Genomic DNA, 13,795 nt, shown 5'->3' on the forward strand with positions numbered 1-13,795 from the left:
CTTTCCGGCCCAACCAAAACTGCGCCGACGTGCACAGCCCCACCTTGAGTTCCATGAACCATTGCTGTGGTATGCACCTTTTGGGAAGTTCTACCGTTGCGCGCAATGCGCTGTTGGCGGGGAAACGCGGAGTCACGGAGGCCGCTCCCAACCCCCACAATGCCTCACTATAGGGATGGGGTAGACAAGGGCGTGGCGGATACGCCGTCCGAAGCGGGCGGCGCGGAACTGTGTGCAGGAGGCGGGGATGGCGAAGGCGTCACGACGCGGCACCGCCGTACGTGACCGGGAGGGCGACGAGATGGAGTTCGACGCCCCCCGAACCCGACGGCCCCGTGCCGGGTCGGGCGGGCGCTGGTGGGTCGGCGTGGGACGCGCCGTCCTGTGGGCGTTCATCATCGTCGTCGTCTTCAACGGCATCTGGTTCCCCCTGCGCGGGGGGTTCGCCCTGCCCGCGGCGTCCGAGGAACCCGAGCAGGCGGAGGAGCCCGCCTACCCGGAGACGGCGGCCGCGGCCTTCGGGCTCCGGTTCGCCGACGCCTACCTCGACACCGCCGACACCGAGGCGCGCCTGTCGGCCCTGGCGGCGTTCGTCCCCGAGGGCGAGGCGGCCGGACTCGAGGTCCCCGCCGACAGCCTCACCGGGGACAACCTCACCGTCGTCGCCGTGGACGTCCACGACGACCACAACGCCTCCATCATCGTGCGGGCCGACGTCAACGGCGAACCCATGCGCCTGGACGTGCCCGTCTACGCCGACGGGGACTCCCTGGTGGTGGCCGGCGCCCCGGCCTTCCTCGCCCCGCCCAGCCGGGCGAGCCTGCCGGAGGACGCCTCCTTCGAGACCGACCCGCAGGCCGCAGAACAGCTCACGGAGGTGCTGCCGGGCTTCTTCGAGGCCTACGCGGGGGAGCCCGCGCACCTGGAGCGCTACGTCGAACCGGGCGTCACCATCGCCCCACTTCCGGAGAACAGCCTGGAATTCGTCGAACTGTCCGATATGGCGGTGCCATCACAGTCCCCGAACGGGGATGATGACGTACGACAGGTAGCGGCGACGGTCACGTGGAGCGTTCCGGCCCCCGACGGGGCCGAAGCCGGGCGGGTGACGCAGAACTACCTGGTCACGGTCGTCGACTCCGGTTCCGAGTGGCACGTCCGCGACATCCAGGGAGCCCCTCGCTCGTTCGGCGGGTGACGGGGCCAGTAGGCAAGGAGACGAGAAGAACCATGAGCACACCGGTCACGACAGCGGAGGACGGCGCCTGACATGCTCCCCCTGCTGTCATCCACACCTGACGTGTTCCATGCCGTCGGCGCCACCGACCTGCTGACCCTCGCGGTCGAGACCACCCCGACGGAGAACGCCCCCGACACCGGGGGCCTCGCCGACTTCCTGCGCGGCTTCTTCGGGCCCCTCTTCCTCGTCATCGTGTCCATCGTGGCGGTGTTCTTCCTGTTCACGAGGGAGATCACGCGGTTCGCGCAGTTCATCATCCTGGCGATCTTCATCGGGATCGTGTTCTACGTCCCCGGCATCATCGAGGTCATCGCAGTGGCGCTCGCCCGAGCGATGGGCGTATCGACGGAATAGGCGAGGGAGGCCGGGAACGTGGATCTGCCCACGTACACCAACATCTGGCGTATCGAGAAGCGGCTGTACAAGCTCTACGATTTCCGGCTGCCCATGCCGCTCCCGGTGGGCACGTTCGGGGTCGCCCTGGGCGTGTTCGCGCTCTGGGTGGTCCTGCTCAGCATCCTCAACGCGCCCTTCGCGTTCGGCAACGGCTGGCACCTGGTGCTCTGGGTCGTGCCCCCCGGGGTGATCACGGTGCTGGCGACGCGGCCGGTCATCGAGGGCAAGCGGCTCACCGAGCTGCTCATCTCCCAGGCGCGCTTCCTCGCCGAGGCCAGGGTGTACACCCGTTTGGCCCCCGAGTACGAGCCCTCCGAGGTCCGCGTGGCGGTGCGCGTGTGGCACCGCGACCCCGAGGCGGGCCCCCTGGCCGTGCCCAGGCGCCGCCGCGCCGGGCGCCGGGCGGTGGAGGCCGCCCCCGCCGCGGTCCCGGCCGAGGAGACCACGGACGTGCGCCCCGTGCCCGCGGCCGCGCCCCCGCTGCCCGGCCTGGCCGAACGCGTCTCCGCGTCCGCGCCGGCGGTCGAGGAGGCGCCGGCGTCCGCCGCGGCGGGAAGGGGCTCCGGGGGCGGGGACCGCGAGCCGGTCCGCGTCTCCGCCGCGCCCCTGCTCCCGGCCTCCGCCGTGAGCGCGCCCGCCGCGCCCTCCCGGGGCGCCTTCCCGGGGGAGCGGACCGCGCCGGAACGGACCGGCGAGTCCGGGGACGCCGGGGCCCCCGCGCGCGAGGAGCGCGTACCGGTCGCCGTCGCGTCCCTCGCGCGACCCGGTGACCGGGCTCCGGAGGACGACCGGGGCGAGGAGTTCCACGCGTCCGAGGCCTCCGCGGGGTCCCACGGGGACCCCGGCACGCCGGACGGCCCCGACGGGCCGCGCCGGGGGGTCGGCCGCCGCGTGCTCAACTACTTCGGGTGGGGCCTGCGACCGGAGCGCCCCGCCGCCCCGGAGGAGGCCGGGAGCGGCGACGACGGCGAACGGGACGCGTTCGACGAGGAGCCGGTCCACCGGACCGAGAACGACGAACAGCGCGACAGCGACGCGTGGTTCGCCAACCTGCGCGCCTCCTCCGGCGAGACCCCCGTCGGCCTCACCTCCAAGAACGCCTACTCCCTCGGTGACACCGGCGCCCTCAGCCGGGACGAGGTCGCCGACGCCGTCGCCGGGAACCGGGGACCGGGACGGGAGCGCCGCCGTGCCGAGGAGGTGATGTCCGCCCCCGACCCCGAACCGCAGGACGACACCCCCGCCGCGCGGCGCCTGCGCGGCCGCACCCAGGGCATCCGGGTCGCGAAGGACCTGGAGGAGCGCCGCACAGAGCAGGTGCGCGAACGGGGCCCCAAGGAGCAGCGCCCCGTCCGGGCCCAGGGAATCGGCCTCCCCGAAGCGGGGACCGCACCCGCCCCCGGCGAAGGGGACCGGGCCCCCGAGGGGCCCCGGGTTCCGCGCCGCCGGGGACGCCCGCACGCCGCCCCGTGGGACCTGGACGAGGAGCGGGCCGAGGAGGGCCCCGCCGACCACGCGGACCTGTCCGACTACGCGGTCCGCTTCGCGGCCGCCACCGGTCGGCCCGCCGCGGAGACCGCCGTGCCGTGGCTGCCCCCGGCCGCCGCCTCACCGGCGGAGGCGGACCGCGTGGACGCCGGGCAGGCACCGGGACACGGGACCGGTCCGGCTTCCGGCCAGGACGCGCGGGCCACCGGCGACGCCGCCCACGACACCGCGGAACCCGGGGCTCCGGCCGCCTCCGCCACGGTCACCGAGGCCCCGCAGACCCAGCAGGCCCCGGTCGCACGGGAGCAGGCGCAGACCCGGAGCCCGCGCCCCCCGGAGCCTCACGGAACGGGGCCCGCGGCCGACGCCGCGGACGGTGCCGGGGCGGCCCGCACCGCGGCCGCGGTCCCCGCCCCGGAACTGGACCACGGCACCGGCGAGCAGGACGCCATGCCCCGGAGGCCGGAGGAGGAGCCGGAGGGCCGGGGACCGGAGTGGGACGCGCACATGTCGGTGCTCGACCGGCACCTCATCACGGCGGACACCCCGGCGCCGCCCCGTCCCAAGTTCGCCGACGCCGTCCCCACCACCGAACGGGACGCCCCCCGCGACCCCGGCGAGTGGTTCGAGGACGGGAAGAAGCGCCACCCGGACCAGCCCAAGGTCGGCGACCGCGGCAACCCGGTCATCCCGGCCGGCGAGCTGCGCGAGGACGGCGCCGCCGTGTCCGGACCCGCCGACGACCCCGGCGCGGAGGCGGCCAGGACGGAGGCCGCGGAGCCGGTGCGTCGCGCGCCGGAACCGGAGGAGGCGGAGACGGCCGGGCCGACGGAGGCGGTCCCGGAGCCGGACGCCCCGGAGGAGGGGGCCAAACCGCCCACCCAGCTCGACCACGGGACCGGCGAGCTCGTCAGCTTCGCCGAGGTCCGCGACGAACCGGAGCGGGCCGACCGCAACGTGCGCGCGGACCCCGGCACGGGAACGGCGCGCCGGCGCACGGTCTCCGACCTGGAGGAGGCCGAGGCCGCGGCCCTGGCCCGCCGCCGCGCGGCCGCGGTCCGCGACGCCGGGCGCGGGGAGGACGGCCGCGCCGACGGCGTACGCCCGGCGGGGACCCGCTCCGAGATCGCCCGCTCCGAGGCGGCCGGTTCCGGGGCGGAGGCCGCCGCCGAGGCGGCCCCGCGGACCAGGTGGACCATGCGCGCCACCGGCGCGGCGGAGGACGTGCCGCCCGCCCGGGAGGACACCTCCGCACCGGATCAGCGGGACGCCCCCGCCGACGCGGACGGGCACGAGAGCGCCGCCCGCGACCCCAGGGGCAACCCCAGCATGGCCGACGCCCTCGCGGCGGAGGGCCCCGGATCCGAGGACCTGTGGTCGCGGGAGACGGGGGAACCCGGCGGCACCGGCACCGCCGCGCCCGCCGACGCGGCCCGGGAGGCCGGCGACGGGGCCGGGGCGTCCGACACGGGGCAGGACCCCCGCCCGGACCCGGAGTCCGCGGACGGCGCCGACCCCGGTGACGGCGTCTTCCACCGGGTCGCCCAGAACGCCCGCAAGCTCGGCCAGCTCTTCGGGCAGCCCGTCCCGGGCGACGAGCCCGAGCCGTCCGTCCGGGACCCCCGGCCCCAGCTGGAACTCGACCACGGCACGGGCGAGCAGGAGAGCCTGGGCGACACGCCCAACGGCGTCCCGTCGCAGCGGCCCCGGCCCTCCGAGCCCGTCAGGGAGCCGGAGGAGCCCCTCCGCGGCGAGCCGGGCGGCAGCGAGTCCGGCGGCACCCGGGGCTGGCGACGCCTCGCCAAGGTCGTCACCGGCGGGGCGGCGCCCGTCCGCTCGGACCTGCCCCCCAGCGACATCGAGCGGCTGCGCACCCCGCTGGAGGGCCCGCGCGGCCTCGTGGTCCTGGGGTGCACCGGTGGGGCGGGGCAGACGGTCACCACCCTGATGATCGGCCACACCCTGGCCGCGCACCGCGACGACCTGGTCGTCGCGGTCGACGTCAACCCCGGACCCAACGGCCTCTCCCGCAGGGTCGGGGCCCAGACCCCGGAGACCCTGACCGCCCTGCTCGCCAACGCGGACGCGATCGGCGACTACGCCCGGATGAGCGGCTACACCAGCCGGTCGGGCACCGGCCTGGAGGTCGTCCAGACCCTGGACGACCCCTACGTCCAGACCCTGGACGACCGCGACTACGGCCAGCTCGCGTCCCTGCTCGGCTCGTTCTACGGCATCACCCTGCTGGACCCCGCGGCCACCGGCGTCGCGCGGGCGCTGCCGGTCGCGGACGGCCTGGTACTGGTCGCCCCGGCCAACGCCGACGCCGAACGGGCGGTCTCGATGACGTTCGACTGGCTGGACGGCAACGGCTACAACGCGCTGCGGGCCAACTCGGTGCTCGTCGTCAACGGGGTCAGCAAGCGCAGCCTCAAGGACGTCGACGCCGCCGAGCGGGTCGCGCGCGGGCGCTGCCGGGCCATCGTCCGCATCCCGTGGGACGACCACCTCGGCTCGTCCTACACCAGGATCGACGTCGGGGCCCTGCGCCCGGCCACCAAGCGCGCCCACGGTGCGCTCGGAGGCGTCCTCGTCAACGCGCTCGTCCGGTAGCGGCCGGGCCCGGCCCCGGGCGCTCCCCTACAGGGAGCGCCGCCGGGGCCGGAAGACGAACGGCGCCCGGAGCCCTCGACGGGCTCCGGGCGCCGCTACGGCACGGGGACAGGGCGAACCGCCGCGCGGGCAGGAGCGGGGCCCGTCCGCGCGGCGGTGGCTCAGCGGCCCACGGGGGTGAAGTCCCGGGAGGCGATGTGCTCCGGGCGCGGCCCCGAGGAGCCGAACGGCGCGGTGCAGGCGTTCTCGACGCTGTTGAACACCACGAACACGTCCGACCGCGGGTGCGGCGTGATGTTGTCGCCGGAGCCGTGCATGCAGTTGGCGTCGAAGACGGTCGCCCCGCCCGCGGGACCGGTCAGCACCTCGATGCCGTGCTGGTGGGCGAGCAGCGAGAGCGAGCTCTCGTCGGGCACGCCGACGCCCCGCGTCTTGGGCGGGGTCCGGTGGTGCGGGCTCGGGGCCGGGTCCACGCACGAGACGAACGTGCGGTGCGAGCCGGGGATGGCCATCAGGGCGCCGTTGTGGGGGTGGTTCTCGGTCAGGGCGACGGAGAAGCTCACCGCCCGCATCCGTGGCATGCCGTCCTCGGCGTGCCACGTCTCGAAGTTGGAGTGCCAGAAGAACGAGCCGCCGCCGAAGCCGGGCTTGTGGTTGACGCGGCTCTGGTGCACGTACACGTCCGAGCCCAGGATCTGGCGTGCCCGCTCGACCAGGCGCGGGTCGTTGACGAGCTCGGCGAAGACGTCGCTGAACTCGTGCACCGCGTAGACCGACCGGACGCCGCCCGACTCGGGGTCGACGACCACGCGGTCGTCCCCCCGGAGGCCGGGATCGGCCGACAGCCGCTCCAGCTCGGCGCGGTAGGCCTGGACCTCCTCGCCGCTGACGAGGGAGTCGATCTGGGTGTAGCCGCGTTGGTCGTAGTCCGCGATCTCCTCCGCGGAGAAGGGCCCGCCGTCGGCAGACCCCCACACGGTGGGGGACCTGCGGTACAGGAGTGCGGGTTCGTGGGCCTTGCGGGTCGGGTACTCGTCCGCGGTCGGTATGTCTATCAGGAGAGTCATGGCCTGTCCCCGTGGGGTTCGTCCTCTCTGAGGTAGACGGCGTTCCCTACGACATGCGAACTTAACAAATATCGACCCGGATTTCCTGAATGGCCGAAGGCTCCCGTGTTTGTCGTTTACATTTCCGGGTAGGACCGTTTTACTTATGGGCTGAAACGCATAATCGCGCTCTCCCCGGCACGGTCCCCCGCCCGCCCCCGGCGTTCGGATCCTCCGGGCCCACCTGCCCTCCGTCACCCTCGGTGTCCCCGGTCGGCATGCCCGGACATCCGCGCAGGTGGCCGTGTCGCCGTCACAGACAACGAAACACGCCGTCACCCAGGGCGATTTCCTTGTGATCTGGTTCACAAGTATATGGTACAGAGCATGGTTCAAAATTAAGGGGGCGGACGCGGGGACGTCACTTCCGAACAGGTGCGAATTCCCTGTCCGGGACTGGCGCGGAAAGCGCCGTTACCCCACAGTAGTGGGGTCCTTGTTTCCTCGACCCGCTCAAGAGGAGAAATAACGTGACCCCCTTCCCCCGCGCGGTCCCGCGCGTACTCGCGGCCGCCGCCGCGGCGGCCCTCGCCGCCGTCATCGGATGGTCCTCGCCCGCCGCCGCGGACCACGTCCTGCCGCCCAACATCCCCAGCACCTCCGAGGCCCGTACCCAGCTCGGCTCCCTGACCGTCGCGGCCAAGGGCCCCCAGACCGGCTACGACCGCAGCCTCTTCCCGCACTGGAACGTCGTCGACAGCCCCTGTACCGCCCGCCAGGTCGTCCTGCTCCGCGACGGGCACGACGTGGTCACCGACGACGACTGCCAGCCGACCTCCGGCAGCTGGTACAGCGCCTTCGACGACTCCTGGGTGTACGACGAGCCGTCCGACATCAGCGTCGACCACCAGGTGCCGCTGAGCGAGGCGTGGAAGACCGGCGCGGCCGACTGGTCCACGTCCCGGCGCGCCGACTTCGCCAACGACGTCACCAGCTCGCAGCTGTGGCTCGCCACCCCGTCCAGCAACGGCTCCAAGGGCGACAAGGACCCGTCCCAGTGGATGCCGACCAACACCTCCGTCCACTGCGACTACGTCAAGTCCTGGATCAACGTGAAGTACGTGTACGACCTCACCGTGACCTCCGCGGAGAAGTCCTCCATCCAGGGCACCCTCGACTCCGCCTGCTGAACGGCGACCGCCGCCGCGTGACCGCGGTTGCCCGGGCCCGTCCCCCCGCCGCGGGGGGACGGGCCCTCCCGTACGGGCGCGAGTCACGTTTTCGCGGGGATTCTGGCGCGCCGTAACCCCGTCCGCTTCTACGGCCCCGGCACGATGCTCCACTATGGAGGGTGGCACAGGCGGCAGGCCCGGGTGCGTCCGCCGTCCGGGCGCACCCCGACACGCGACGCGACCAGAAGGGCTCAGAGATGACCGGTACCAGGGGGACCCGCGGCGCGACCCGCCTCACGGTCCGCTACTTCGACGACCGCGTGCTCTTCAGCGACAGCGAGGCCTGGGCCTACTTCCGGCTCCCGACGGTGTCGTACGAGTTCACCACCCCCGAGGAACGCCAGGCCCTGGCCACCAACATCACCATCGCCCTCGCCGCCATCCGCATGAACGACGCCGAGGTCCACCTGCGCGTCGCCCACCGCACCTACCCGGCCGCCCAGTGGGCCACCAGCCTGGACGGGACCTCCGACTCCGGCCCCGGCTGGTACGACTACCTCGACGAGATGTACCGGCACGTGTGGGCCAAGGACTTCTGGACCAAGGAGGTCTACCTCGGCGTCCGCCTCGGCCTGCGCGGCTCCGGCACCGGCCTCGGCCTGTTCTCCCAGGTGTTCGGCGCCTACCAGCGCACCGAGGAGGTCCTCGGCATCAACGACGACGCCGTGGACGACAAGGAGATCGCCCGCTGGACGGACCAGTCCGAGCGGCTCGGCCGCGCACTGGCGGCCAGCTCCCTCCACGCGCGCCACGCCACCTCCGACGAGATCGCGTGGCTCGTCAGACACTCGGTCAGCGGCTCCGCCGAGGAGGTCAGGCCCTCCGCCGCCGGCCGCCGCACCTGGGGGCGCGGCGAGATCGAGGCGCTGGTGGACGGGGTCGTCCACAACGGCCGCTCCATGCTCCGCCTCGAACAGCCCTCCGGCTCCACCTACGTCGCGTTCCTGTCGTTCGCCCGCTTCCCCGACCTGATGCCCTTCCCGGACGGCGAACCGTGGCTGCACCACGCCGACGCGCTCCCCTTCCCGGTCGAGGTGTCCCTGCGGATGAAGCTCATCCCGCCGGCCAAGGCCTCCAAGGACGTCGGCCGCAAGCTCGCGCACGCCCGCGACATGGACGCGCACATCCGCGAGGCAGGGGTGGAGGCGCCCATCGCGCTCGCCGAGCAGATCGACGCCGCCCGCATGCTGGAGCACGGCATCACCAAGGAGCGGCTGCCCTTCGTCTACGGCTGGCACCGGCTCATGGTGTCCGCGCCCACCGAACGCCTCCTCGTCCAGCAGGTCGAGGCCGTCGTCGAGCACTACCGCGACATCGGCATCGACGTCATCAACTCCACCGGCGACCAGTTCTCGCTGTTCAACGAGTCCCTGCCCGGTGACCGCATCCGGCTCCAGGCGTACGCCCAGCGCCAGCCCCTGCGCACCATCGCGGGCGGCATGCCCACCGCCACCGTCGAGGTCGGGGACCGCGTCGACCGCAGCGGGGGCGGCTGGGTCGGCCCCTACATCGGCGAGAGCATCGGCCGGGCCCGCTCCATCGTGCACTTCGACCCGATGGTCGCCGCCGCACGCAACCGCCCCACCGCCATCGCCATCACCGGCGAGCCCGGCGGCGGCAAGACCACCCTGGCGCTCCTGCTCATCTACCAGCTGGCCCTGCGCGGCGTCACCGTCGCCGCCATCGACCCCAAGGGCGACGCCGAGTCGCTCGTGGAGCTCCTCCGGCGCCGGGGCCGCAAGGCCAGGATCATGTCGCTGGGATCGGCCCAGCCCGGGCTGCTCGACCCGTTCGCCTTCGGCGACGACCTCGCCGCCAAGAAGACCATGGCCACCGAGACCCTGCGGCTCCTGCTGCCCCGCATGAGCGAGGAGCGCGAGTCCGCCATGATCCAGGCGGTGGCCGCCGTCGCCAACCAGCCCCGCCCCTCCCTCGCCAAGGTCGTCGACCACCTCGTCTCCTCGCCCGGAGCCGCCTCCCGCAACCTGGGCGCGGTCCTGCAGTCCATGTCCGAGATGCGGCTCGCCTCGCTGTGCTTCGACCCGCAGGGCGAGACGCAGATCGACACCGAGGGCTGGACCACCGTCTTCACCCTGGGCGGGCTCACCCTGCCCGACTCCGGTGTGGGCCGCGACGACTACTCCTACGAGCAGAGGCTCTCCGTCGCCCTGCTCTACCTGGTGTCCCAGTTCGCCCGCCGCCTGATGAACGGCCTGGACCGCCACCTGCCCAAGGCGATCTTCCTGGACGAGGCGTGGGCGGTCACCTCCACCCCCGAGGGCGCCAAGCTCGTCCCCGAGGTCTCCCGGATGGGTCGCTCCCGCAACACGGCGCTCATCCTCGTCTCCCAGAACGCCGGGGACCTCCTGAACGAGCAGGTGACCAACTGCCTCTCCTCGGTGTTCGCGTTCCGCTCCAGCGAGCGCTTCGAGGTGGAGAGCGTCATGGCCCTGCTCGGGGTCGATCCCACCGAGGACCACCTCGCGGTGCTGCGCAACCTGGGCAACGGCGAGTGCCTGTTCCGGGACCTGGACGGCCGGGCCGGGCGGATCGGCGTCGACCTCGTCTCCGACCGGCTGCTGCGCTGGCTCGACACCAACCCCACCCGGCAGCGCCCGGGGGAGGAGGACGACCTGGTGGCGGCCGGACACGACGAACCGGTCTGACGGGTCCGCGTCGCGGACGGGACCCGCAGGTGGCGGCGGCCCCCCGCGGGCCGGGCGCCGGGCGCGGCAAAGGCGTCCCGGGCGGCAGGTTCGGGGCGGCCCCGGGGTGGGCATCTCCTATTTTGTCGGGCTCCTCCCCGGGTGCCCGCCCCCGCCCCGCCTCCCGACAGACCCACCACTCACGAGGGACCGCCCATGAGTGAGGACGTCATCCGGCCGCGACCCGTCATCGACCCCTCCCTGCCCGAGGAGCTGCGGGAGGAGGTCACCTGGCAGGCGCGCGCGCCCGACCGCTTCCCGCGCCGGTACGACACCGGGTCGACAGGGCGCCGGGCCCGGCTGAGGGAGGGCGGCGTCCAGCTGCTCGGGGTCGGGTTCACCACGGCACTGGCCCTGTTCACCGCCGGCTGGTACCTGGGCATGGTGATCGTCAGCATCAGCCTGGTCGCCTACGTCGCCGCCCTCGCCTGCCGCGGGGACGCCCGCCCCGCGGTGCGCGCCACGGGGGCCCTCGTCGGGGCCGGCGCCGTCGCCGCCGCCCCGGTGTGGCTGACGGACGTCGTCCCGCAGGACCCGTTCCCGGGCATGCCCTGGGCGCTGTTCGGCGTCCTCGTCGCCATGGTCGCCGCCGACGCCCTCACGTCGGGCGCCGGACGGGCCGTGGAGGGGCCCAGACAGCAGTTCGTGGTCCTGTCCGACGACCTCACCGAGGCCGACCGCGCCCTGGTCGCGGAGGTGCAGCGCACGATCGACCTGGTGTCGGACGCCCGGGCCGACCTCGGTGCGGACGCGCTGGACACCGACCGGGCGCTGGCGGTCCTCCGCGAGCAGGAGTGGCGGATCGCCTCCCTCCTCGCCCGGCAGCGGGAGCTGCGCCGCGCCCACGCGCGCCGGTGGCAGCGGGCGTCGTCGCCCAGGGTCCGGGACGCGCTCAGACCCCAGCGGGAGCACCTGGGCGCGGTCGAGGACGCGGTCCGCGCCCGGGTCGCCCAGATCACCGCGTACGGGGTCCTGGTCGAGCAGGCGGTGGCCGCCCACCGGGAGTGGGAGCAGTGCCAGGAGGCGGTGGACTCCACCGCCGACTACGTCGACCACCGGGTGTCCGCCGGGTTCCTCGGCACCGCCTCGGCGGACGTGTCCGAGCTGTGCGCCACCGCCGAGTCGGCCCGCAGGGTGCGCGACGAGCGGGTCGAGCGCATGCTCACGGCCGACAGGCTGCTCACCGCCCCCGAATGAGGCGTTGCGCGGTCGCGGACCCGCTCAGGCGACGCCCCCGCCGAACCCGAAGTGGGACCGCACCCGCTGCGGGAGCAGCAGCAGGCCGCCGATCGCCACGTTGAACACCAGCAGCAGCACGTAGAACGCCAGTTGCTCCGGGTTGTAGATCAGCACCGAGAACAGGCCGAAGAACAACCCGATCGCCGCGATGCCCTGGACGATCACCACCGCCCCGAACACGAGGCGTGAGCGCAGGACCGCCCCGGCCGCCCCGATGACCGAGTAGGACCCCCACAGGCCCAGGAGGAGTACCGTGCCCCAGCCCGTGGGGCCCCCGTTGACGGCCTCGGCCGCGAACAGCACGGTGAGGAACAGCAGGTAGGCGGCGTTGAGCGCCAGCATCACCGCCGCGACGAGCACCTGCACCGGCCTGCCCGCCGCGGGCGCGCCGTGCGCCCACGTCCCCCGGCCCCCGGGCGCCGGCGGCGCACCGCTCCCCGGGGTGAAACCGGCGCGACCGGAGCCGTGCCCGGGGGCGGCGGGCCTCCCGTTCAGGGTGAAGTGCCCGGTCCCCGGCGCCGCGGGCGCGTGCGGGGCCTGCGCCCCGTACCGCCCGGCCGGCTGCTGCCGGTACGGGCGGCCGGGCGCCGTCATGGGGTGCGGGGTGTCGTGAGCCCCGGGCGCGGCGGGACCCGCGGGGTTCGGCCGGTGTGCCGGGTGGCCGCCCGACACCCCCGTGTGCGCGGGCGGCCCCTGGGGCTCCTGGGGCCCCGAGCCACCGGACACCGACGGGATCCCCATCACGCCGGGCACCGTGGGGCCGCCCGGGGCCCCGGGCCTCAGGGTGTCCGGGAAGGCCGCGTGGCCGCCGGTCGGCTGCCGCTGCGCCGGGTAGGCGCCGCTCGGGCCGGACTCCTGCCACCGGGTCACGCCCGCGCCGGCGCCGCCGGGGCCGGGCGCGGGACCGTCGCCCGGGGCGCTCTGCGGACCCGTGTCCGGGGCGGGGTCCGCGCCGCCCGTGTACGCCCGTCTCTCCCGGGCCAGGAGGGCCAGGGCCTCCGCCGGGTCGGGACGCAGGGCCGGGTCACGGTCGAGCAGCGCCCCGATGAGCGCCCTCAGCGGAGCGCTCGCCGGGTCCTCGCCGTATCCCGGCACGGACAGCGGCGGCGGCATCGGCGCTGTCAGCACCGCGCTGATGATCCCCGTGATGCTGTCCCGCTTGAACGGGGTGTGACCCTCGAGCAGGGAGTACAGGGTGACGCCCAGACTCCACAGGTCGGACGCGGGCAGGGCTCGCTCACCCTCGAACCGCTCCGGCGCCATGTACTCGGGCGAGCCGATGTACACGCCGGTCTGGGTGAGGGCGGCGCTGCCGTCGACGTTCGCGATACCGAAGTCCGTCAGGACCGTACGGCCGTCGTCGGTGAGCATGATGTTGGCGGGCTTGACGTCGCGGTGGGTGACCCCCGCGGCGTGCGCCGCCCTCAGGCCGCCGAGCAGCGACCTCGCCGCCTCCTCGACCTGCTCCACCGGCATCGGACCGTGGCGGTCCAGGTGGTGCTGCATCGACGCGCCGCTCAGCAGCTCCATGACGATCCAGGGGCTGTCGTCGTGTTCGAGCACGTCGTGGATGGTGACCACCGACGTGTTGGTGATCCTGGCGGTCGCCTGCGCCTCGCGCAGTGTGCGCGCACGGGCCTCGGCGCGGTCCTGCGGGTCCATGCCCTCGGGGAGGAGGACCTCCTTGACGGCCACGTCGCGCTGGAGGGAGGGGTCCCAGGCGTGCCACACCGTGCCCATTCCGCCAGCGCCGAGTCGTTCGCGCAGCTCGTAACGGCCGACGGTGCTACGGCCGGGAGTGGGCATAGGGGCGCATCCCTTCTGGCGGTGGGGGAC

8 protein-coding genes are annotated in these 13,795 nt (G+C 74.1%); 6 read left to right on the forward strand and 2 right to left on the reverse strand.

The features are described 5' to 3' along the window. Window positions 1–247 precede the first annotated feature (247 nt). The 3 genes from ACFQBR_RS09645 (at window position 248) to ACFQBR_RS09655 (ending at window position 5,737) form a co-directional block, all read left to right on the forward strand. Window positions 248–1,198 carry a conjugal transfer protein gene (locus tag ACFQBR_RS09645; protein WP_267946526.1) on the forward strand — a complete coding sequence of 317 codons (951 nt, stop codon included), beginning with the start codon at window positions 248–250 and terminating at the stop codon, window positions 1,196–1,198. 72 nt (window positions 1,199–1,270) lie between these two features. Next, complete coding sequence (locus ACFQBR_RS09650; RefSeq protein ID WP_267946525.1) at window positions 1,271–1,594, forward strand: hypothetical protein; 324 nt, start codon at window positions 1,271–1,273, stop codon at window positions 1,592–1,594. An 18-nt stretch (window positions 1,595–1,612) separates the two neighbouring features. Continuing rightward, on the forward strand, window positions 1,613–5,737 hold the full coding sequence (locus tag ACFQBR_RS09655) for a TcpE family conjugal transfer membrane protein (protein WP_378552900.1): 4,125 nt from the start codon (window positions 1,613–1,615) through the stop codon (window positions 5,735–5,737). Between the two features lie 161 nt (window positions 5,738–5,898). Here ACFQBR_RS09655 and thpD read toward each other — a convergent pair whose 3' ends face one another. Then, a complete protein-coding gene (thpD, locus tag ACFQBR_RS09660) occupies window positions 5,899–6,804 on the reverse strand; it encodes an ectoine hydroxylase (protein WP_344182506.1) in 906 nt (301 codons plus the stop codon). Between the two features lie 509 nt (window positions 6,805–7,313). Here thpD and ACFQBR_RS09665 point away from each other — a divergent pair. From ACFQBR_RS09665 to ACFQBR_RS09675, 3 genes are all read left to right on the forward strand, one after another. After that, on the forward strand, window positions 7,314–7,973 hold the full coding sequence (locus ACFQBR_RS09665; RefSeq protein WP_267946522.1) for a GmrSD restriction endonuclease domain-containing protein: 660 nt from the start codon (window positions 7,314–7,316) through the stop codon (window positions 7,971–7,973). A 239-nt stretch (window positions 7,974–8,212) separates the two neighbouring features. After that, on the forward strand, window positions 8,213–10,681 hold the full coding sequence (locus ACFQBR_RS09670) for an ATP-binding protein (protein WP_267946521.1): 2,469 nt from the start codon (window positions 8,213–8,215) through the stop codon (window positions 10,679–10,681). A 195-nt stretch (window positions 10,682–10,876) separates the two neighbouring features. Then, window positions 10,877–11,917, forward strand: a complete 1,041-nt coding sequence (locus ACFQBR_RS09675) for a hypothetical protein (protein WP_344182503.1) — start codon at window positions 10,877–10,879, stop codon at window positions 11,915–11,917. A gap of 24 nt (window positions 11,918–11,941) precedes the next feature. On the opposite strand, the gene ACFQBR_RS09680 is transcribed toward ACFQBR_RS09675, so the two are convergent. Next, window positions 11,942–13,765 carry a serine/threonine-protein kinase gene (locus ACFQBR_RS09680; RefSeq protein WP_344182501.1) on the reverse strand — a complete coding sequence of 608 codons (1,824 nt, stop codon included), beginning with the start codon at window positions 13,763–13,765 and terminating at the stop codon, window positions 11,942–11,944. Window positions 13,766–13,795 lie beyond the last annotated feature (30 nt).

The sequence above is a fragment of the Nocardiopsis tropica genome, assembly GCF_042660575.1.
In the GTDB taxonomy this organism is placed as follows: Bacteria; Actinomycetota; Actinomycetes; order Streptosporangiales; family Streptosporangiaceae; genus Nocardiopsis; species Nocardiopsis tropica.